The organism is Micromonospora parva, from assembly GCF_000718515.1.
Classification (GTDB): Bacteria; Actinomycetota; Actinomycetes; order Mycobacteriales; family Micromonosporaceae; genus Micromonospora; species Micromonospora parva.
Map to the genome: position 1 here is coordinate 137,096 of NZ_JNZS01000003.1, position 19,522 is coordinate 156,617.

The 19,522-nt window shown below is 69.4% G+C and carries 22 protein-coding genes; 9 read left to right on the forward strand and 13 right to left on the reverse strand.

The window, feature by feature from the left end:
- Nucleotides 1–113: 113 nt before the first annotated feature.
- Nucleotides 114–1,769, reverse strand: coding sequence for a glycoside hydrolase family 43 protein (locus tag IF22_RS0103840; protein WP_036410737.1), 1,656 nt, complete (start codon nucleotides 1,767–1,769; stop codon nucleotides 114–116).
- Between the two features lie 789 nt (nucleotides 1,770–2,558).
- Between IF22_RS0103840 and IF22_RS0103845 the strand changes: the two genes are divergently transcribed.
- Complete coding sequence (locus IF22_RS0103845) at nucleotides 2,559–3,581, forward strand: AEC family transporter (RefSeq protein ID WP_030328438.1); 1,023 nt, start codon at nucleotides 2,559–2,561, stop codon at nucleotides 3,579–3,581.
- 142 nt (nucleotides 3,582–3,723) lie between these two features.
- On the opposite strand, the gene IF22_RS0103850 is transcribed toward IF22_RS0103845, so the two are convergent.
- From IF22_RS0103850 to IF22_RS0103865, 4 genes are all read right to left on the reverse strand, one after another.
- On the reverse strand, nucleotides 3,724–4,788 hold the full coding sequence (locus tag IF22_RS0103850; RefSeq protein ID WP_245233513.1) for a trypsin-like serine peptidase: 1,065 nt from the start codon (nucleotides 4,786–4,788) through the stop codon (nucleotides 3,724–3,726).
- 265 nt (nucleotides 4,789–5,053) lie between these two features.
- On the reverse strand, nucleotides 5,054–6,031 hold the full coding sequence (locus tag IF22_RS0103855; RefSeq protein WP_030328441.1) for an ABC transporter permease subunit: 978 nt from the start codon (nucleotides 6,029–6,031) through the stop codon (nucleotides 5,054–5,056).
- The gene (locus IF22_RS0103860) at nucleotides 6,028–6,927 is read right to left on the reverse strand and encodes an ABC transporter ATP-binding protein (protein WP_030328444.1); all 900 of its coding nucleotides are present in this window, start codon (nucleotides 6,925–6,927) and stop codon (nucleotides 6,028–6,030) included. The genes IF22_RS0103855 and IF22_RS0103860 overlap by 4 nt, the downstream gene beginning before the upstream one ends.
- Entirely contained in the window at nucleotides 6,924–7,319 is a 396-nt protein-coding gene (locus IF22_RS0103865; protein WP_030328446.1) for a GntR family transcriptional regulator, read from the reverse strand. Before IF22_RS0103865 ends, IF22_RS0103860 begins: the two co-directional genes overlap by 4 nt.
- Before the next feature lie 279 nt (nucleotides 7,320–7,598).
- Here IF22_RS0103865 and IF22_RS0103870 point away from each other — a divergent pair, with 279 nt between their 5' ends.
- Nucleotides 7,599–9,446, forward strand: coding sequence for a heavy metal translocating P-type ATPase (locus IF22_RS0103870; protein WP_081883680.1), 1,848 nt, complete (start codon nucleotides 7,599–7,601; stop codon nucleotides 9,444–9,446).
- A gap of 140 nt (nucleotides 9,447–9,586) precedes the next feature.
- Here IF22_RS0103870 and IF22_RS0103875 read toward each other — a convergent pair whose 3' ends face one another.
- Nucleotides 9,587–10,474: a DUF1963 domain-containing protein gene (locus tag IF22_RS0103875; protein WP_036410739.1), complete on the reverse strand. Its 888-nt coding sequence runs from the start codon at nucleotides 10,472–10,474 to the stop codon at nucleotides 9,587–9,589.
- Between the two features lie 94 nt (nucleotides 10,475–10,568).
- The gene (locus tag IF22_RS0103880) at nucleotides 10,569–11,195 is read right to left on the reverse strand and encodes a TetR/AcrR family transcriptional regulator (protein WP_036410805.1); all 627 of its coding nucleotides are present in this window, start codon (nucleotides 11,193–11,195) and stop codon (nucleotides 10,569–10,571) included.
- A gap of 134 nt (nucleotides 11,196–11,329) precedes the next feature.
- Here IF22_RS0103880 and IF22_RS0103885 point away from each other — a divergent pair, with 134 nt between their 5' ends.
- The 6 genes from IF22_RS0103885 (at nucleotide 11,330) to IF22_RS0103905 (ending at nucleotide 14,878) form a co-directional block, all read left to right on the forward strand.
- A complete protein-coding gene (locus IF22_RS0103885; RefSeq protein WP_030328456.1) occupies nucleotides 11,330–11,800 on the forward strand; it encodes an ester cyclase in 471 nt (156 codons plus the stop codon).
- Between the two features lie 39 nt (nucleotides 11,801–11,839).
- Nucleotides 11,840–12,157, forward strand: a complete 318-nt coding sequence (locus tag IF22_RS0103890; RefSeq protein ID WP_030328458.1) for an NIPSNAP family protein — start codon at nucleotides 11,840–11,842, stop codon at nucleotides 12,155–12,157.
- Nucleotides 12,158–12,319: 162 nt separating this feature from the next.
- Nucleotides 12,320–12,454 (forward strand): hypothetical protein, encoded by a 135-nt coding sequence (locus tag IF22_RS36120; protein ID WP_280940595.1) that lies wholly within the window; start codon nucleotides 12,320–12,322, stop codon nucleotides 12,452–12,454.
- A 95-nt stretch (nucleotides 12,455–12,549) separates the two neighbouring features.
- Complete coding sequence (locus IF22_RS32820; RefSeq protein WP_036410741.1) at nucleotides 12,550–13,401, forward strand: hypothetical protein; 852 nt, start codon at nucleotides 12,550–12,552, stop codon at nucleotides 13,399–13,401.
- Between the two features lie 266 nt (nucleotides 13,402–13,667).
- The gene (locus tag IF22_RS0103900) at nucleotides 13,668–14,156 is read left to right on the forward strand and encodes a hypothetical protein (protein ID WP_156057277.1); all 489 of its coding nucleotides are present in this window, start codon (nucleotides 13,668–13,670) and stop codon (nucleotides 14,154–14,156) included.
- Nucleotides 14,157–14,308: 152 nt separating this feature from the next.
- Entirely contained in the window at nucleotides 14,309–14,878 is a 570-nt protein-coding gene (locus IF22_RS0103905; protein ID WP_030328462.1) for a P-loop nucleotide/nucleoside kinase family protein, read from the forward strand.
- Between the two features lie 36 nt (nucleotides 14,879–14,914).
- Here IF22_RS0103905 and IF22_RS0103910 read toward each other — a convergent pair whose 3' ends face one another.
- Nucleotides 14,915–15,475 carry a hypothetical protein gene (locus IF22_RS0103910; protein ID WP_030328464.1) on the reverse strand — a complete coding sequence of 187 codons (561 nt, stop codon included), beginning with the start codon at nucleotides 15,473–15,475 and terminating at the stop codon, nucleotides 14,915–14,917.
- Between the two features lie 83 nt (nucleotides 15,476–15,558).
- Here IF22_RS0103910 and IF22_RS0103915 point away from each other — a divergent pair, with 83 nt between their 5' ends.
- Complete coding sequence (locus tag IF22_RS0103915; RefSeq protein ID WP_209444487.1) at nucleotides 15,559–16,083, forward strand: RNA 2'-phosphotransferase; 525 nt, start codon at nucleotides 15,559–15,561, stop codon at nucleotides 16,081–16,083.
- An 88-nt stretch (nucleotides 16,084–16,171) separates the two neighbouring features.
- Here the strand turns inward: IF22_RS0103915 and IF22_RS34855 are convergent, their stop codons facing one another.
- From IF22_RS34855 to IF22_RS35740, 5 genes are all read right to left on the reverse strand, one after another.
- Nucleotides 16,172–16,315, reverse strand: coding sequence for a hypothetical protein (locus IF22_RS34855; protein WP_156057279.1), 144 nt, complete (start codon nucleotides 16,313–16,315; stop codon nucleotides 16,172–16,174).
- 76 nt (nucleotides 16,316–16,391) lie between these two features.
- Nucleotides 16,392–17,384: a hypothetical protein gene (locus IF22_RS0103925; RefSeq protein WP_245233525.1), complete on the reverse strand. Its 993-nt coding sequence runs from the start codon at nucleotides 17,382–17,384 to the stop codon at nucleotides 16,392–16,394.
- 108 nt (nucleotides 17,385–17,492) lie between these two features.
- Nucleotides 17,493–17,756 carry a hypothetical protein gene (locus IF22_RS35305; RefSeq protein ID WP_167337266.1) on the reverse strand — a complete coding sequence of 88 codons (264 nt, stop codon included), beginning with the start codon at nucleotides 17,754–17,756 and terminating at the stop codon, nucleotides 17,493–17,495.
- Nucleotides 17,757–17,943: 187 nt separating this feature from the next.
- Entirely contained in the window at nucleotides 17,944–18,852 is a 909-nt protein-coding gene (locus tag IF22_RS0103935) for an alpha/beta fold hydrolase (RefSeq protein ID WP_030328471.1), read from the reverse strand.
- Nucleotides 18,845–19,312: a hypothetical protein gene (locus IF22_RS35740; RefSeq protein ID WP_030328474.1), complete on the reverse strand. Its 468-nt coding sequence runs from the start codon at nucleotides 19,310–19,312 to the stop codon at nucleotides 18,845–18,847. The genes IF22_RS0103935 and IF22_RS35740 overlap by 8 nt, the downstream gene beginning before the upstream one ends.
- Nucleotides 19,313–19,522: the final 210 nt, after the last annotated feature.

Consider the following 19,522-nt stretch of genomic DNA (forward strand, 5'->3'; position numbering starts at 1 on the left):
CGACGCCCCGCCGGTCGGTCGCGCAACGACAGCCGGGCGTGGCACCGCTGGACGGCGCACGCCCGGCTGTGCGGGGCGACGGGCGCGGCGGGCGCGCTCGCGTCGGCGGGTGCTCACCAGTGGCGGTACGACGCCCAGTCGAAGTCCGCGTAGACGCCCTCGGCACCCAGGTCCTGAACCCACAGGCCGACGAACGCGCCGGTGAAGCCCCAGCCCTCCGGCTCACCATCGACCAGGGTCGCGGCGTACTCGTCGGACAGGATGGTGGCGTCGAGCTCTGCCGGCAGCTCGACCCAGCGCGCCTCGCCGGCCAGTTGATAGGCGAAGGTCAGACTCGGGCCGTCGAAGGTGGCCCGCAACGTGATGTCGCCCGCGCTCGGCAGGTCGACGTGGCACGCGTCGTGCATGACCCGCCGGCCGTTGTCGCACGACATCACCTCGAGCACCGGCTGGCCGTCGTCGTCGGCGGTCACGTAGGCGTAGTGCCAGTTGCGGGTGTTGTAGTAGGCGGTGACGCCGGCGAGCTGGCGGTAGTTGGCCGGCTCGAAGCGCATGGCGGCCGTCAGCTCGCACTGCTGCGCGGTGACGCGACGCGCGACCAGGCTCGGACGGTGCCGGCCGACCGGTGACTGGCCGCCGTGAATCCGCAGGATCGAGGGGTGCGAGGTGAGATCCACCCAGTCCGCGGTGGCGGGACGGCGCAGCGTCGACCACTCGGGGCCGAGCACCGGCTCGGTGAAGTCGTCGCGCTCCTCCGGCAGATCCGCCGCAGGCTCAGCCTCGCCCGGCACGGGCACGAGCACCGCCGGTATCCCGTCCTCGATGCGCGGCCACTCCCCCTCCGGCCAGTGCACCTCCTGGATCGCGGTCTCCCGGCCGAGCACGCACCGGCCGAGGGGGGTGTACGGCCGGGCCGTCAGGTGCGCCAGGTACCAACGCCCGTCCGGCGTGGACACCAGGCTGCCGTGACCGGACTTCTGCAGCTCCAGCTCGGGACGGCCCTGCGAGGTGAGCAGCGGGCCGTCCGGATGGGCCTCGTACGGCCCGAACAGGCTACGGGAGCGAGCCATCGTCGCCTGGTGCGTCCAGGAGGTGCCGCCCTCCGCGGTCAGCAGGTAGTACCAGCCGTCCTTCTGGTACACGTGCGGTGCCTCGGTGACGCCGGCGGTGGTTCCCTGGAAGATCGTCCGCTCGGTGCCGACCAGGCGACGGGCCTCGCGGTCGTACTGCTGGATCTGAATGCCCGCGAACCGATCCCGGCCCGGCCGCCAGTCGGCGACCATCGACAGCATCCAGGTGGTGCCGTCCTCGTCGTGGAACAGCGACGGGTCGAACCCGCGCCCGTGCAGCACGACCGGGTCGGACCAGGGACCGGCGAGGTCGCTCGCGGTCACCAGATAGTTCTGCGGATCCCAGTATCCGCTGGCGAAACTCGCCACGTCGGCGTACAGGAGATGAAACTCACCATCCACATAGGACAGATCGGGCGCCCACACGCCGTTGGAGTCGCCCGCTCCGCTCAGGTCGAGAAGCCGCCGCTCGGTGATGACGCCACCGAGCGGGCGCCAGTGCACCAGGTCGGTCGAGTGGTGCAGCCGGACGCCCGGGTACCACTCGAAGGTTGACGTGGCGATGTAGTAGTCAGTGCCGACGCGCAAGATCGACGGGTCGGGGTTGAAGCCGGGAAGGACCGGGTTTCGGATCAGCCGGCCAGGCACCTCGCCGCCGTGGGGCCCGGCCGCTGCCGGACTCTTTGTTGCGGTCGTCATTTCGCTTCTCCGTAACGGTAGCCTCGTCGAAAGTTTCGACGAGGTTCGATCGCCTGATCGGCACAGACTAGCCGCTATTACACCTTAGTGACAATGGCGTTGGCCTGTACAGCCGCGTCATGTCCACTGTCGCTTGCTTCCGGAAGTTGCTCCGATAGTTCACCTTCACCACCTTCTTGCAGGCTTCGTAATTAGGGGCCGGGCGGCCCACTCCGGCACCGCTGACAGCCGGCCGGATCCGGTGGTGAGGCGACCTGCCGACCAGAGGTGCGGGCGGGCGGCGCGGCACGGGACACGGTGGCCGGTACGGCCACCGGGCAACCGCCACCGGTGCTGTCGCGTCCGCTCCACGACACCCCGACAGCGGTGCCACCGCCCCGACAAGGTGCCGAAGCGGCGGTCGTGGTGTGACACCCGACTGGCTGCGGTTTCACATCATTCAGCGGCGCAGGAATTGCGTGGCCCCGGCCGCCGCCACCGTTGTCAGCCGCCTAATGCCGCCACGATCTGCTGCCCTCTCACCGGCACGCCCGGACGGCATCCAGGAAACTGCGGGCGTAACGCGGGGGTGGCACCGGACGGCGGCAGACGTACGCGCTGGTGATGGCCCCGCGCAGCCGCGGATGGGATGTTTGCCCGGTCCGAACGGGATGCGAGGCTGAACGTGTGGCCTCCCGATCGGCGTACACGTGAACAACCCTTGGCCGTCCGGCGGCCTGGACGGAACCGCGCTCCCCCTGCGGCAGCCCGACGACATTCTCGCCACGGCCGCCCACCGGTGACGCCCGGATGAGCCTGGTGTCGGCGTTCGTACCGATCTGGATTCTCACCGCGGTCGGCTACGCGGCCTGTCGTTGGGGCCCGCTGGGCGAGGGGGCGGCGTCGGTGCTCGGCCGGTTCGTGTTCCAGCTTGCGATGCCGGCCGCCCTGTTCCTGGCCCTGTCCCGAATGCCGCTGTCCGTGTTCGACGGCCGCTCGCTGCTCGCCTTCGCAGTGAGCACCGTCGCGGTCGTCGGGTTCGGGTGGGTCGGCGCGAGCTGGCTGTTTGGTCGCAGGCCCGGCGAACGGCCGATCTGGGGCATGGCCGCCGGGTACGTGAACTCGGCGAACCTCGGCATCCCGATCGCCACGCAGGTCCTCGGCAACGTGTCGTTCCTGGCGGAGGTGGTGCTGCTGCAGGTGCTGGTGGTGACGCCCGTGATCCTGGTCGCCCTGGACCGGCACAGCGACCCGGCCGGGCGGGTACGCGTCCGCCGTATCGCCTCCCTGCCGATCCGTAACCCGGTGATCCTGGCGTCGCTGCTCGGCGTCGCGTGCTCGGCCGCCGGCCTGCGACTGCCGTCGGCGGCCGGCGCGTCGCTCACCCTGCTCTCGGCAGCCGCCGTTCCGGCCGCGCTGGTCGCGCTCGGCGCGTCGCTGCACGCTCCGGCGCCGACACGAGTAGAGCCGACAGAGCGGGTAGAGCCGGCGGAGCGGGTGGAGCCGGCGGAGCGGGTGGAGCCGGCGGAGCGGGTGGAGCCGGCGGAGCGGGTGGAGCCGGCGGAGCCAGCCGGGCTGGCCGAGCTGGCCGTGATCACCGTGCTGAAGCTCGTCGCACAGCCGGTCGTCGCGTACGTGACCGGGCTGGCCCTGCACCTGTCCGCGCCACAGTTGCTCGCCGTGGTGGTGTGTGCGGGCCTGCCGACGGCGCAGAACACGTTCATCTACAGCCAGGAGTACGGCGTCGGCGAGGCGGTGACCAACCGGGCGGTGCTGGTGACCACGACGCTGTCACTGGCCACAGTGGCCGCGGCGGCGACGCTGCTCGGCTAGGGCCTGAGCTGACCCGTCCAGCATGCGTCTCGGTACGGCGAGCGCCCGACCCGCTGGCCGCCGTCGTCGACGACCAGCGGGACGGCAGCACGGGTGCCGATGGGCCGCCAAGGCGCCGAGCGCGCATCGGCGGCCCACCCCCTCAGCCGTTGTCGATGAGGCTGGCGATCTCGTTGTAGATCAGGTGCGCCTTCGCGCCCTGGTTCGACGGACAACCGCCGAGGTGGTGCAGGGCGATCACGCGGTGGCTGGCGTTCAGCACCGGTGAACCTGAGTTGCCACCGGAGGTGTCACAGCTGTAGCTGATGTTCCAGGTGTTGTAGTTCGCGTTCCGGACGGCGCAGGTCGCGCCGTTCTGGGCGTCCTCGTAGATCGACAGCCGCTTCGGGCTGCCGTCGCCGTGCCCGGGGATGTAGATCCGGGTGCCGTTGCTGGTGGCGGTGGTCGCCAGGTACAGCGTGCCGAAGCCCTGGATGGCGGCGAAGTTGTTGACCGAGAACAGGGTGTAGTCGAGTTGGCTGGAGCCGCCGCTGCTCACCTTGTAGAGGGTGGCACCGCTGACCTTGGTGCCAGCGCTGGGATTGGCACCGCCACAGGTGGCGCACTGGTAGTTGAACTGCATCTCGCTGCCGCTCACGGCGGACTGCGTCGAGAAGCAGTGCTTGTTCGTCAGCATCCGGTTGGTGTTGCCGACCCGCCAGGTGGTGCACATTCCACCGCCGCTGATCAGCAACCGCGCCACCGCCCTGCCGCGGGCGTACTCGGTGGGGTGGCTGTTCTGGTAGCACACCACGTCGCGGCGGGCGTCGGTGCTGCACACGGACTGGGTGGAGAAGTTGTGCGCGGCGACCTCGGTGCGGTCGTATCCGCGCCAGAACCGGTCGATGGTGGCCGCGCTGCCCCGTGCGGGGCGGCTGCTGTGCAGTGTCACCACTGCGGTGTCGCCGTCCACCGACATCGCCCAGAAGCCCGGCTGTCCGTCGGTGGTGTAGTCCGAACCGGTCGCCCGGTTCAGGTGGCGGTCGTACCGGTAGCTCTCCTTGCCGTCGCGGCTCGACACGGTGACGTAGTCGCCCTCGGCCAGTCGCAGTGAGCTGAAGTGCACCTTGATGTAGGTGGCGCCGGGGTGCTGGATGACCTGTGTCCCGCCGTTGGGGGCGTAGGACAGCGAGCTGCCGACGGTGCGGAGTTCGCCGATCGTGGTCACACCCTCTGCCGAGAACTGGTTCGATTCCGGTGCCCGCTCGGATGATGGCGCGAGAGGGGCAACCGAGTACGCCTCGGCGGCGGGTACCGACAGTAGGCTCAGCCCGAGTGTGCAGGCAGCGAGCGCGACCGCCCCCGTTCGTAGGCGGTGCAGGGCATGTTTCATCTGTCGCTCCTTCTCAGGAATCAGCACCGAGACGTGCCTTCGGTCTTCCTACCTGAGATGACGCAAGAGATATAATCCCATCTATGTCATAGCGGTGCCGCTAGATCAGCCGGCGCCGTATTCGCCACACCACCACACCGATCAGGATCGCCGCGACGGCGACGAACACCGCCGCCTCGATGAGCTGGAACGTCCAGAACCGGTCGGCCGGGTGATAGACCCCGAATCGCTGGATGCCCCGCGCGTGCAGGAACTGGTTGAGGTTCTCGCCGGCCCGGTTGGCGGCGCCCTCCAGCTCGTGGTACTCGGTCCCGCTCAGCCTGCGCCCGCTGGCGTCCACGTAGCCGCGTTCGATCACCCAGTCGGCGAAGCCGGGCACGGCCCGGCGCCCCGCCTGGTCCGTCGTGCCGCCGACTCCGACCGGCTCCGTGGTGGTGAGCGGCGTGGCGTACGCGGGACGGGCCAGCAGCGCCACCGCCATCCGGGCGGCGAGGAACGCCCCGAACGCGACGCCGAACGCGGGCAGGCTGCGCCGCAGGATCGCCCCGGCGGCGGTGGCGACGCCGAACGCGAACAGCGCGTACGCCACCGGAACAAGTCCTTCCAGGTCGAAGGCGTCGTACTGGAACCGTCCCTCCCAGGCGTCGAACGGCTGACGGAACCAGGTGAGCACCGCGGTGAACATCCCGGTGAGCGCGACGGTGACGCCGGCGAGTGCCGCGAGCTTGGTCGCCAACCAGCGCATCCGCGGGACGGCCTGCGTCCAGGCGAGCTGCCAGGTGCCGTCCTCCAGTTCGCGCGCGAGCAGCGGCGCACCGAGGAACGCACCGATGACGACGGGGACCAGATAGAAGCCCGCCAGGAGGTTCTCGACGTACCCGTACTCCTCGTCGAGCCGGCGGAAGGACGCCGCGCAGGCCTCGTTGACACCGGCGTCTCCCGCGCACCCGGCGGGACCGCCGGGGAACAGGTCGTGGGCCTGCGTCCCGAGCACGAGCAGGACGACGGCGAACATGCCGACGAACAGACCCAGGACGCAGACCTCGGCCCGGTGCTGGCGCCAGATCAACCACGTCATGCCGGCACCCCGGACGGGACGGTGGTGCTCGGCTCGGACGGCCGACGCAGGTACGCCAGCACCAGCTCCTCCAGCGCGACCGGCTGCGCCTGCCACCCGGGCGCGGGCGGGAGCCCGCCGTCGCGTACCAGCAGGCTCGTGTGGCGGTCGCTGTGGACGGCCTCCACGACGGCGCCGGATCGGTCGAGGTCGGTGGGCGTGCGCGGGCCGACGAGCCGCCGGTGCTCGACGAGGAGGGTGTCGATGTCACCGGTGAGCGTGACCCGGCCGTTGTTGAGCACGACCAGGTGGTCGCAGACGCGCTCCAGCTCGTGCACGACGTGGGAGGAGAACAGGACGGTCACCTCGCCGTCGGCCACCGCGCCCATGAGGACCTGAAGGAACTCGTGCCGGGCCAGCGGGTCGAGGCTGGCCACCGGCTCGTCGAGGACGAGCAGGTCCGGCCGCTTCGCCAGGGCCAGCGCCAACGCGACCTGGGCCTGCTGGCCGCCGGAGAGCGTGCCGGCCCTGCGGTCGAGCGGGATGCCCAGCTTCGCCAGCCGGCGCTCCGCCAGCCCCTGGTCGAACCGCAGGTTGCAGGCCCGGCCGAAGCGGAGCATCTCGGCGACGGTGAAGCGCTTGTACAGCGGGTGGTCCTGGGCCAGGAACCCGACCCGGGACAGCGTTTGCGGGGTGCTGGCGGTGACGTCGTGGCCGAGGACCTCCACCGTGCCGGTGCTCGGTGCCAGCAACCCGACGACCAGGCGCAGCAGCGTGGTCTTGCCCGCGCCGTTCGGCCCGACCAGGGCGATCACGCCGCCCGCCGGCAGGGCCAGTGTGCAGTCACGCAGCGCCCAGCCCTTCCGGTACCGCTTGCCCACAGCGTCGGTGCGCAGCGCGAACTCGGTCGCTGTCACGCCACGTCCTCGTTTCGCGTCTGCTGGTGCACGGAGGTGAAGAGCGCGTTGACCGCCTGCTCGTCGAGGCCGGCGTCGTAGGCGCGGCGCAGCCAGGTCGCCAGGCCGCGGCGCAGCGACGTGTACGTCGATGGCGACATCGCGGCCGACTGCTGTTCGTTGACGAACGTGCCCTGGCCGGGCCGGCCGGTGACCAGGTTTTCCTGCTCCATCTGCCGGTACGCCTTGGCGACGGTGTTCGGATTGATCGCCAGGTCCTCGACCACCTCTCGGATGAGCGGGAGGCGGTCACCGGGTTGGAGGAAGCCCAGCAGCACCGCCTGGCGGACCTGCTGGACGAGTTGCAGGTACGGCGGCACGCCGGAGCGGGTGTCGAGCCGGAAGACGAACACGATGACCCCTTACTGATTTACTAGGAACATAGTAAAGCAGCACGATGGCGGTCAAGAGAGGTCACCCGCCCGCCCGAGCGCGGCACCGGATCCGGGGCCCCGCCCGCGCGGGCGTCGGCCGGCACCCGCGCGGTCGGGGCCGACGTCGGAAAATCAGGATGTTTCGACCACGCCGGCCTCGCGTTGTTGAGACCCTTGTTACTCGCCGGCGCCGGGCCCGGCCGGCCATGGTTTCGCCGGCCAGGGGTGCGCGATGGCCCCTCGACGTGGGGGTGGGACGTGGTTGGCGGGTCTGCTGCGCAACGGTGGCGTGACGTCGCGCCGTTGGTCGTGTTGACGGTGCCGGTGCTGGCGGGCGCGGGGTTGTGGTTCGCGGGCCAGCGCGGGGCCGCCGACGTGTGCTGGGCGGCGACGACCTCGGTCACCCTGCTGGTCACGCTGCGCTGGTTGGTCCAGTCGTTGCGGCGGCACCGGATCGGCGTGGACGTGATCGCGACTCTGGCTCTGGCCACCTCGCTGCTGGTCGGTGAGTACCTGGCCGGGGCGGTGGTGGCGCTGATGCTGGCCAGTGGGCACACGTTGGAGCGCTACGCCCAGGGGCGGGCCACCCGGGACCTGCACGAGCTGCTGGCGCGAGCACCCCGCCGGGCACGGCGCCGCGGTCCGAACGGCGACATCCAGGACGTCGACGTGAACGACATCCGGAAGGACGATCGGCTGCTGGTCGGCCCGGGTGAGGTCGTGCCGGTGGACGGCTTCGCCGAGGACGCGGCGACGCTGGACGAGTCCGCGGTGACCGGCGAGTCCCAGGCGGTCGAGCGCCGGGCCGGGGACCGGCTGGCCAGTGGAGTGGTCAACGCGGGCCCGGCGTTCGGGTTGCGGGTCGCCTCGGTGGCGGCCGAGAGCACCTACGCGGGAATCGTCCGGCTCGCGGAGGAGGCGAACGCGGAGAAGGCGCCAATGGTGCGGCTGGCCGACCGGTACTCTGCGGCGTTCGTGCCGTTCACCCTGATCCTGGCCGGTATCGCGTGGGCGGCCTCCGGGCAGTTCGTGCGGGCGGTGGCGGTACTGGTGGTGGCGACTCCATGCCCGTTGCTGCTGGCCACCCCGATCGCGATAGTGGCGGGGTTGTCCCGGGCGGCCCGGCGCGGTGTGCTGGTCCGCAACGGCGGCTCGTTGGAACTGCTGGGCCGGGCGCGGACGCTGCTCGTGGACAAGACCGGGACGCTGACGGCGGGGCGTCCGGAGATGGCCAGGGTGCTGACCGCGCCCGGCGGCGACGGGGACGAGTTGCTGCGGATGGCCGCCTCGGTCGAACAGCTGTCCTCCCATGTGCTGGCCGCCGCGATAGTGCGGGCCGCCAAGGACCGGAGCAGTCGGCTCGTGGCGCCCACCGAGGTGACGGAGGAGCCCGGACAGGGGGTGCGCGGCCGGGTCGACGGCCGGCTGGTCCGGGTCGGCCAACACGGCGGTGACCTACCGGACTGGGCCGCACGCGCACGGCAGCAGGCGGAGGAGGACGGCCTGTCGACGGTCTGGGTGGGCCTGGACGGCGTCCTCGCCGGGGCGGTGCTTCTCCGCGACCCGGTACGGCCCGACGCGAAGGACACCGTACGACGGCTGCGGCAGGCCGGCTTCCAACGGGTGATCATGGTGACCGGGGACCGGCCGGAGGTCGCCGAGCGGGTGGCCCGCGCGGTGGGCGTGGATGACGTGGTCGCCCGCTGCTCCCCGCACGAGAAGGTGGCCCGGGTACGGACCGAGTCCGACCGGGCGGTGACGGTGATGGTCGGCGACGGGATCAACGACGCACCAGCGCTGGCAACCGCCGCAGTGGGCGTGGCACTGGGGGCGACCGGGGCGACGGCCTCGGCGGACGTCGCGGATGCGGTGCTGTCGGTGGATCGGCTGGACCGGTTGGCGGACGCGGTGGAGATCGCCCGCCGGTCGCGGACGATCGCGGCGCAGAGTGCTGGCGTGGGCATGGGATTGGCGGTGGTGGCGATGATCGCCGCCGCGTTCGGCCTGCTGCCCCCGGTGGCCGGCGCGTTCCTGCAGGAGGGCATCGACGTGGCCGTGATCCTCAACGCGCTACGCGCTCTCGGCGGCGGCAGGACCCGCGCCTGAGCGCTGCCCAACCGGCGCGCGGCTTCTTGGGCACGTCAGCTCCTGTCGGCACCCGACGACCCTTCTGAACCAGCCCGGCGAGACGAAGCGAGGCGACGGTGCAGGACGTCAGGCACCGGCGGGCGGGCGCCGCCGGTGTTCTATGGGACCAGCTCGGCCACGGAAAGCGCCTCGTCCAGCCGACCAGCGGCCAGGTCGTCGTGACGGATCACGAAACTCCCGACGCTGCGGTAATAGAGCTCGTTGTCGACGGGAAAGCGGGCGAGCGACACCCACTCACTCGTCAGCCGGTGCGTCTCCAACTCCACCTGGGAATACCATTTCGCGACCGGGATGACGATCTCGCCGGTCTTCTCGCGCCACGCGAGGGTCTGCTCCGCAAAGCTCTGGACGACGTTCTCGTCGGCATACCCGCCGATCCAGGCGCTGACGTACTCGCTGTTCGGCGGCCAGAGGTCGTTGGCCAGCGCACAGAGTTCGTCCAGGTGCGGCAGGTCACGTTCGAGGTCACGGGCCACCTGCTGCTGAACGGGCGACAGGTCGTCCTCATCTTCGTCCTCGTCGTCCTCGTCGACCCCGAACCAACCGGGGAACTCCGCGCGCAGCGTGGCAGAGACGTCGTACTGCTCGCCGACGAACGCTTCGTCGGTGGATGCCGTCGCCACCTCGGTATCGGTACCGGCCGGCACATACACGACTCGCCCGTACCGCCGCTCCCCGGTGGCGGCGGCCTGCTCGTGGTTCAGAAAGAACAGCAGCGAGCCGTCTGCCGGCAGGCCGAAACCGTCGACTCTCGGCAGCGCCGCACAATCGACCGAGAAGATGAACGGCAACGGGCTGACCCCGTCGGACGGCCAGTCCATGCCCACCGGCAGTCGGGGCAACCCACCGAACTGCCCGACCGGAACACCGCCGACTCCCCCGCTCAGCCGGATCGACAGACGCAGGTGCTGGACGAACCGGCCGACCTCGTCGTCCGGGAGGCCCAACGCGAGCGCCGCCCGACGAAACTGCCCCTCATGATCCATAACGCACCATGGTGCCACGCAGTCAACAGCCAGAGGACGGAGCCCGGCAACCGGGTGCGCCCATCACGACCTGAGCGGACGCCGGCGGCGGCAGTCATTCCCGCAGGGACGGGGAACCATCGGCAGCTTCCATCCGCTGACCGTGGAGCGCGCGAAGCGCGTCGAGCGCGACTGCGGTGAGAACGGCGCGGCCGACACCGGCACGGCCGAGCAACTCCATTCCTCGGGTGACGGCGACGAAGTAGACCGCCAACGATTGCACGTTCGCGTCGTCCGGTAGATCCCCGTCCTCCCGCGCATGTTCCAGGCATTGGGCATAGACCTCGGCGAGCTGCTCGATACCGGCCTTCGTGGCCGTCGACAGCGGGTCATCCTCGCCTGTCGATTCGACAAGCGCCCGCGTGGTCAGCGAGACCCGCCGATCACTGCTGCTGAGCTCGATCGCCAGCCGGAGCATGTGGCCTCGAATTTGTTCCAGCGCCGAAGCGTCCTCGTGTCCGAGTGCTTCCGAGACGGCGCGCGTCGCTTCCTCGCGGTCCTCGGAGAGCGCTCGGAGGAACAATTCCCGCTTCCCGCCGAACGCGTTGTACAAGCTCTGCTTCCCCAGACCGGTGGCCCGCACCAGGTCGTCCAGCGTCGCAGCGGCGAGGCCGTGCGCCGCGAACACCTCGCCGGCGCTGCTGACGACATCACTCTCGACGAACTTACGGGGACGAGGCATGTGAGCAAGCATACGTTATTGACCATGTGGTCAAAAACCTGTTAGCTTGGTTGGAGCGCCCGTCAATACTCGACTCCTGGCGGGCGTCGGCACCTCAATTCCGGAAGCGACACCAGGGCTTAGGAAAGAGCGACGTGAGAACCAACGAAGAGGTTGTCCGCGAGGCATACCGGCTGGCGGAAGGAAGCGTCCTGGACGGGGATGGCTTTCGCGCCCTGTTCACCGAGGACGGGGCGTTCAACGACATGCCGAACTCGATGAGCTTCCGCGGGGACGAGATTCCGCAGGCATTGATGGGCTTCGCCAGCGTCTTTCCCGACGTCCACCGCGAGCTACTCGCCGTGCATGCGCTCGGTGCTGTCGTTGCCGTCGAACTCCGAATTCAGGGAACGCATCTCGGCGGGTTCCCCACCCCGGCCGGTGAAATCCCGCCGACCGGTAACCGGATCGACGTGCCGACGGCGGATCTCTGGCATCTCCGGGACGGAAAAATCGAAAGGTTCGACTGCTACAACACGGCGAACGTGCTGCTCGCACAAATCGGCGTGAAGCCCGACTTCGACTCGGCAATCAAGGCCGCCAAGGCAGCCGCCGCAGGGGCGTAGCTCCATCAACTGACCCCACACCCCGGACGGAGTCCGATCATGTATCAGATCCGGACCTACACCCTGCGCACGGCAGAAGCGCTCCAGCAGTACGCCACAGTGCACTGGCCACGGCATGTCGCCAGCATGCCCGCATTCGGTGTCACAGTGCACGGCTTCTGGACCGATCACCAGGCCGGCGCGCACCGTTTGATCGCCCTGCTCTCATTTCGGGAGGGCACCCACCCCGCCGAATTCACCACCGCTTACGTCGCGAGCCCCGAACTGGCGGCGGACATGCGGGGCTTCGACGTCAGCGACATCGTCGACGTCGAGGAACTGCTGCTCGATCCGGTCGCCGGATCTCCCCTGGCCTGAGCGAGGATTCACTGTCGCATTGGTGGGGCGGTTCCGTTCGCACCGAACCGCCTCCGGACGCGGCACCGTCGGATGTGGCGAGCCACGCCGGCGGTGCCGCCGCCATGCACGACACCGCCAGCGCAGACAGCCCAGCTGACGTTGAAGTACTAGTCTCGCGCGGTGAGCATGAACGTCTCGCGCGGTGAGCATGAACGGCAACTGGCTGCGCGGGTGGCCCACTATCTACCAGACGTCCAGGCCTTCTTCGCCGCAGCCGCCCGGGACAGTGCCGCGGTGATCTGCTGGCTTGACTGATCGGTGACTCAGCGGCCGGAGCGCCGGTAGCGCTCACGTCAGGTCGTCGACGCGCAGTCCGATCTGGACGACGAAGGGGTGTGTAGTGTGTACTCATGACACTCGCTGATCTCCGGCACCTCGCGAGCCCGCTCACCCCACGCCATGCCACCCCGGTCGACGACCCGGCCGAACGGCACCGTCTTGCCGCAGAGGTCGACACCGATACGTCCGAGTACATCGCCGGCTTCATCTCTCAGACCGGCCGGGTGCTCGGTGAAGTGGTGCAGTCGGGTGAGACCGTCCTGTACGAAAGCGACATCGCGCTGGATGAGGATGGGGACTGGACGCCCGGGGACCCGTCTCTCATGTGGAGGGTGGCAGCGGGCACCCCTCAGGAGGACGTATACGACGACGCCGCCCGCATCTTTTTGGCCCACAGCCTGCGCACCGGGGCCGCCAGTCAGTTCTGTGGATGGCGGGACCGGGTTGTGGCAATCGTGCCCGAGGAAGTCGGCCCCAAGGAGTCAAAGATCATTCGTACGTTGGCTGGCGGCGGCATCGAGGTCGTACACACGTACAACGTTCTTGATGCCTACGGCACCTACGCCCGATGGGTCACCGACCTTGCCCTGGAGTACGGAAGCGGTGACGATGCAATAGCTTCGGACACGCCCCAACCGCCCGGCATGGCACGACCGGTCGTCAGCGCATGGCTGATGCGCGAGGCGGGCGAGGCACAGCTCCAGCAAGCCCGCCACTCCCTCAAGTTCGGCTTGGCGGGGTACGCGCGGGTGCCGAGTGAGGAGTTGCCGATCGCCGAACTCGCGCGCTCCCTCTACACCGACCGCGCGAACCTGACGAAGGTCATCAAGGCGGCCGAGAAAGATGCCAGGATCACCGGCATCCTGGACGCGATCGCGTCCGGGGACCGCGACCGGATCATCACGACCCTTCGCAACGGGTAGAACGGCCGGACCTCTGCCGACCTGAGACGGCAGCCCGAGCCGGAGGCCGCCATTGGCGCACGTATGTGGAACGGCCACAGAATGCACTGCGCGGCTGCCTTCGTTCACAGTAACGGCGCCGCCGCGCCAACCAGGTCCTCGGTGAGGCGCGCGTCGCGTCCAGTTGCAGCCCTGGGGCTCGGTGCTCGTCGACCACTAACTGACCCCACCGGATCGACCATGGCTGGTAGCGTGCGCCGAACATGAAGATCACGGGGGAAACATTGATGAACCGAACTCGACTCGTCCTGACTGGCGTGGCCGTTGCGGCGGCGATCGCCACGGCCGGCTGCGATCCGCAGCCCGAATCTACGGACACCTCGACCTCCTCATCCCCGGCGGCCACGAGCGCCACCCCGACCGCCGGTGCGGCCACCACCGCGGCCAGCCCCGCAGCCGACGGTGCGGCCACAGCGAAGGCCTGCGCCGACATCAAGAAGGACATCAAGGACAACGCGACCAAGATCGCCGAGGCCGAGAAGATCGGCCCGCCGGCCGGGCACTTCGCGGTCAGTGCCCAGTGGGCCGCCGGGTCGGTCGCGATCCTGGCGCACTCGATGGGTGCCAACGAGGCAGTCACCGCCGCCTCCGAGAAGGTCCAGAACGAGATGATGGGCCTGAGCGACGCGTACAACAAGTCCGCCGACGCCAAGCCCAGCAAGAAGGCACTGGAAGCCGCTATCAAGGAGCTGGACACGGCCTGCTCGGCCGCCTGACCGGTCCGACCACGCAATCGGCGGTGACCACCACCCGGGTGGTCACCGCCGATTCGCAGGTCCGTGGGGTCCTCAGCCGATCTCAGCGCGCACTGGGGCAATAGTTCGGGCCGCCTCCGACGAGGACGACGATCATGAGACCGGGAGGGGACATGGCCAGCAGCGGGGTTGTCGTGTTGTCGGGCCCTCCCTGCTCGGGCAAGTCCACTGCGGGAAGGGGTCTGGCTGAGGTGCTGACCGCCTCAGGTCACTGCCGGATCTACCTGGAGGTCGACGCTCTGTTCGAGCTTCTGTTCCCTGAGTCCGATCGGAATCGTGACGACCGCTTGCGCGCGTACGCCGGTGCGCACCTCCTCGCGCGAATGTTCGTCGATGGTGGAGAGACCGTGGTGCTCGAATGCACCTACGCCCGCCGTGACCAGCGCGCCAGTCTGGTGGAAGCGTTGGCGGGATCCGCCGCGCCACTCTGGGTCGTCGAGTTCTTCGTGACTCCCGACGAGGCCGTGAGCCGTTTCCGGGGGCGCACCCAAGCCACGGATCTTGACGAAGCACTCGTCCGCGAGCGCGCTGAGGCGTTCCCGTACTTCGACGACGCCCTTCGAATGGAATCGTCCTCGGGGTCACCCGAGGACCACGTACAGAGCATCGTCACGTGGCTGCGACAAGACCCTCGGCCGGTGGACCAGGACCTGTGGGCTCGGACTGGAAGGGGCTGGAGCTGAGGCGCCGAACCGCTCCTTGGCGTACACGGCACCTGATCACGCGTCGTCGGTCGGGATGTCCTCAAGGTGCTCGATCTCGACGACGTGGAGGCCCCTGTCGTCGGCCGCCATCTCCGCGTGGATCTGGTCGCCCCGGTCACTCATCGAGGCCTTCGACGACCACCAGGGATCCCGTACACAGCGGCCCCGCCACAGCACTGTCGTCTCGGTGGGGCTGACGAAGTAGCCGGCCAGGCCCCGGCGGGTACCGAGGGCGATCCCCGCGCCGGCGGCGGCCAGCGGCTGGCCGGCTGCCGCCGCCGTCACACCGAGGTCGACGAAGGCCTCACCGTCGGAGCTGCCCGAGACCACAGTGATTGCCGGTCCGCCGCGGGCCACCTCGCTCACCAGCACCCAGCCCCGCTCCCACTTCCCGGCCTGGTGCCGGGCGAGGATCCGCCGGTCGACCTCGGCGAGGTTGGCCAGGCTCTGGACGGTCACCTCGTCGGCCTTCAGCACGAACGCGCCGGCCCGGGAGAACCGGATCCGCAGCCCGGCGTTGCCGTGGGCGATGCCGCTGACCGTGGGGTCGCCGTCGGCAGCCAGCCAGGTGCTCACCAAGCCCGGGTTCGGTGCCGCCGGAAAACCTCTCGATCCACGCGACGGAAATCGACCACAATGCCACAGTGGAACGCGAGCGCATGGTCACGTTGAGCAAACGGATGTCAAAGGCACTGCGGCACGATCCCGGGCGGGCCGGCCTGGTGCTCGACCCGGCCGGTTGGACTCCCGTCGACGCCCTGCTCGCCGCCCTACGGATCGAGCGGGCCGAGCTGGACGCGGTCGTCGCCGGCAACGACAAGCAGCGGTTCGCTGTCGCGCGTGGCCCCGACGGGGTGCTGCGGATCCGAGCCAACCAGGGCCACTCGGTTCCGGTGGACCTCGGGCTGCCCCCGGTCACCCCACCGGACCGGCTCTATCACGGCACCGGCGCCCGTGCGCTGGAGTCGATCCGGGCCACCGGCCTGCACCGGGGCGGCCGGCACCATGTCCATCTCTCCGCCGACACCGAGACCGCCCACCGGGTCGGGGCCCGACGGGCCGGTCGGGTCGTGATCCTCACCATCGACGCTGCGGCGATGGCCGCCGCCGGGCACGTGTTCCACCGCAGCGCCAACGGCGTCTGGCTCACCGAGGCGGTCCCGGCCGACTATCTGCTCGACTGAACCCGGCAGCGAAATAGATCGTCTCGTACGAGCCGACCATGGACGATCAGGCTTATCCCGAATCCCACTGACAGCCGCGACGAGTCAGTCAGGGGCCCTCGTGGACGCCGTCCGGGCAGAGCGTCTCGACCAGACGGTCGGTCAAGGCATCGACCTCGCTGGCCGAAGCGATCACGGGGATGGTGATCCGCCAAAGCTGCGCCTGGCCATCGTCGAGCTCGGGAGTGGTCATCGGCGGTACCTCCAAAGGTCCGCGTGAGGCCGGCGTCGGCCCAGCAAGCCCGGCGCCGGGTGCCGGCCTGCCGCTGCTAGAACCGCGCGGGTCGCCAGGACGGCCCCGCAATCTTCGGCGGTTTGGCGATCGTGGGGATGATGGCGTGCCAGGTGGCGTGCCAGCCGCTGGGAGGGAGTGCCAAGGTGGCACACACTTCGCCCGCCAATTCCCCAGGTCTGCGGCCATGCCACGGGGTGTCGACGAAGATCTGGTAGTCACCGTCGAGCTGCAAGGCGACCCGGAACAGCTCCTGATTGCCGTAGTCGTTGGCGACCCAACTGGGTCTCAGGCCGTAGGTGAGCAGCCGATCGCGGTCCATGTCCGTCAGGACATGTCGTCCGGCCGTACGCTCCGGCGTCTCCCACGAATGATCCGCAGCCACCCGCGCGACCTCAGCGTCGTACTCCGCAGCTGCGAAGGAGACACCCCGCATCATGGGCACCTCGAGCGACCAGTCCCAGTGCACCAGATCGCCGTCACGCACGATGATGACGTCCGTGGATCCACAGCCGTACACGCCGCACTCGCATCGGGCGATGGCAACGGTCCTCGGCTCGGGGGTGGCCGCGAGACGATTGGTGGGAACAAGGACGTCGTACGGGTCCATCCCGAGGCCTGCTCCGGCAGAGGTCATCTCCGTGCCGTTGACGTAGACCTGCACTTGGAAGCCGCCGCCTGCGTCGCCGGGCACCGGCGATACCTCCAGACGGAGAGAGTCGACTCCTGGTCGACGCACGACTCCTCCACCTGAGGCAAGGGTGAAGCCCGGGGGAACAGTGCCCGGACAGGGGATCCCAAGTTCCTCAAACGACTTGCCCACGAGATCACGGATATCCCAGGAAGAATCATTTACCGAAGCACCGGCGAGTTCACGCAGCGTCGGAGAGTCCAGCCCGTCGACCAACGCCTGACAAGCGGAATGGATCAGGTCCGCCAAGCCGTACCCGGTCTCGACGTTCCATTGCGCCACCGCGTCGTACAGGCGCTGCTCCGCGAACCCGCCGCCATTCTCAGTCACGCCGGTCATCATCCACGGCCCTTGAAAGAAACGCGCCATCATTTCACGTGCCGTCCTCGGGTCCGCCGCTCCTCACTCGACGGACAACCCGGGCCGTCGGTCCTGACGCCTCCGAGGTCACCGTTCAGGAAGCAGGGCCCCGGCAAAGTCGTCAGGTGATGCCGAGTAGAACGAGTGGGCGGGTGCTGTCGCGGGCGTGGTGGCGGTTGGCGGCGGCGATGTTGGTGATGCCTGCGGCGCGTAGTGCGCGATGGCGGCGTTGCGGAGGACGGCCATGACTTGGGGTCCGGTGCCGGTGCGGATCTGGGAGCGGTCTTCGTCGTCGGTGACGTCCCGCACCCAGTGGACCTGTTCTCGATGGACCTGTTGCCACGGATCCACCTGGTGAGTTTCGCCGGGTTGGCCTCATGGACGTGGAGGTCGGTGATCGCGTAGACGGTCTCGGCGATGCCCGGCTTCCATCCGCCACGCCGTCTCGACGGTGCGCCGAACCTCGGTCTCTCCCATGGCCCTCATGACCGCAGGCGGGTCCGACCTTCGCCAGGAAGCGGGCTCCTGCGGGTCACCCTCAGCTGTGAGGGCCGAGGAAGTCGGTGATGAGGGTAGCGAGCTCCTGTGGGCGTTCGGCGACCATCGCGTGGCTGGCGCCGGCGAGGTGCCACACCCGCAGAGACGGGTTGTCCACAGCGGCAAGCCGTTCGGCGGTGACGTTGCGATACGCCTCGTACAGGTCGTGGAACGGCTGTTGTTCGGGCAGGTCCTCGGTGGCGAGAACGAGCAGCAGCGGGCAGCGGACGTCGCCGTAGGCGGGCATCAGGTCGAGGGAGTCCATGGCATCCCGGAGCTGCCGGGTGAGGTCCGGGGCGGGCCGCAGCCGGCTGCGGCCGTCGTCGCCGGGCACAAGGTTGCGTTCGAAGGCCGCCGCCCAGTCGTCGGGTGCGGCGCCGTAGCGCTGGGCCATGGCTCGCTGCCCCGCAAGCATGGCGGCCACCTGTTCGGCGGTTAGTGGTTCGGCCAGCATCGCGGCCATCCCGTCGAAGACGGTCCGCAACTTGGCAAGCTCGGTCTCGACCTGCTCCGGGTCCGTCCCGGCGAGCTGGTCCGGACGGTTCAACGGCGGATTGCCGTCGAAGCTGACGGCACCGGGGCAATCCGGGTGACGCTGCGCCCAGAGGGTGGCGAGCATGCCGCCGAGGGAGACGCCGACCACCGCGGGTGAGGTGAGGCCGAGATGGTCGGTGACGGCGGCCAGGTCGGCCAGTACGTCGTCCCAGCGCCACGGGCCGTCTCCGGACCGGCCGTGACCGCGCAGGTCGACGGCGACCACCCGGTGGGTGGGGTGCAGGTGCTCGGCGAGGGTGGTCATCTGGGCGAGGTTGCCGCCGGCGCCGTGAAGGAGCAGCAGCGGTTGTCCGGGTCCGCCGACGTCGCGGATCGCGATGGGCACCGTCCCGGAGTCGATGATGGTTTCAGACACGTCGGGTTCCTTCCTTGAGCAGTCGGTCGCGTACCGAGGCGGAGCGCACGCCGCCTTCGGGGTGGCGGGCGAGCTTGTCGCGGGAGACCAGGTCGTGGACGCCCTGGCGGGTGATGCCGAGCATGGCGCCGGCCACTGTGTACGACACGGATTCGGCGGTCGGGTGGCCAACCCGTCGCGCGACGGCCTGGCCGAAAGGGCTGCGCCACCAGTCGATGGGTGGGTCGAACGGTCCGTCCCCCGGGTAGAGGGTGGAGATCGCGCGCATCACCACGCCGACGGCGGCCCGGTCGTCGCCGCTGACGATCGTGGTGGCCCAGGATCGGGCCCGCTCCCGGATGACGGCACGCAGCGGGTCGATGGCGTCGTGGCCGTCGACCAGGATTTCGAGGGGGTCGAGCAGGCGGATGTCGATCAACCGGATGAGATGCTCGGTCAGTTCCTCGTGGGTTGGCGACATGCTGCCTCCTGCTACTTGACACCCATTGTCAAGTGCTTGACGTCGAGTGTCAAGCATGATGGCGCGAACACGGTGGGCGGTTGACGGAACCGTTCAGCGCGGGCATGCCTCACTTCGGACAGATCAACAGGCGTAGGAACCTCGATGACCTTCTGAACCGGTCACGCCCGACCTGATACCACCAAGGAGGACCCGTCTACGCCAACCACC

Coding starts and splice junctions, on each gene's coding strand:
- IF22_RS0103840 (WP_036410737.1), bottom strand. CDS start 1,769: ATGACGACCGCAACAAAGAGTCCGGCAGCGGCCGGGCCCCACGGCGGC.
- IF22_RS0103845 (WP_030328438.1), top strand. CDS start 2,559: ATGAGCCTGGTGTCGGCGTTCGTACCGATCTGGATTCTCACCGCGGTC.
- IF22_RS0103855 (WP_030328441.1), bottom strand. CDS start 6,031: ATGACGTGGTTGATCTGGCGCCAGCACCGGGCCGAGGTCTGCGTCCTG.
- IF22_RS0103875 (WP_036410739.1), bottom strand. CDS start 10,474: ATGGATCATGAGGGGCAGTTTCGTCGGGCGGCGCTCGCGTTGGGCCTC.
- IF22_RS0103880 (WP_036410805.1), bottom strand. CDS start 11,195: ATGCCTCGTCCCCGTAAGTTCGTCGAGAGTGATGTCGTCAGCAGCGCC.
- IF22_RS0103890 (WP_030328458.1), top strand. CDS start 11,840: ATGTATCAGATCCGGACCTACACCCTGCGCACGGCAGAAGCGCTCCAG.
- IF22_RS32820 (WP_036410741.1), top strand. CDS start 12,550: ATGACACTCGCTGATCTCCGGCACCTCGCGAGCCCGCTCACCCCACGC.
- IF22_RS0103900 (WP_156057277.1), top strand. CDS start 13,668: ATGAACCGAACTCGACTCGTCCTGACTGGCGTGGCCGTTGCGGCGGCG.
- IF22_RS0103905 (WP_030328462.1), top strand. CDS start 14,309: ATGGCCAGCAGCGGGGTTGTCGTGTTGTCGGGCCCTCCCTGCTCGGGC.
- IF22_RS0103915 (WP_209444487.1), top strand. CDS start 15,559: ATGGTCACGTTGAGCAAACGGATGTCAAAGGCACTGCGGCACGATCCC.
- IF22_RS34855 (WP_156057279.1), bottom strand. CDS start 16,315: ATGACCACTCCCGAGCTCGACGATGGCCAGGCGCAGCTTTGGCGGATC.
- IF22_RS0103925 (WP_245233525.1), bottom strand. CDS start 17,384: ATGACCGGCGTGACTGAGAATGGCGGCGGGTTCGCGGAGCAGCGCCTG.
- IF22_RS35740 (WP_030328474.1), bottom strand. CDS start 19,312: ATGTCGCCAACCCACGAGGAACTGACCGAGCATCTCATCCGGTTGATC.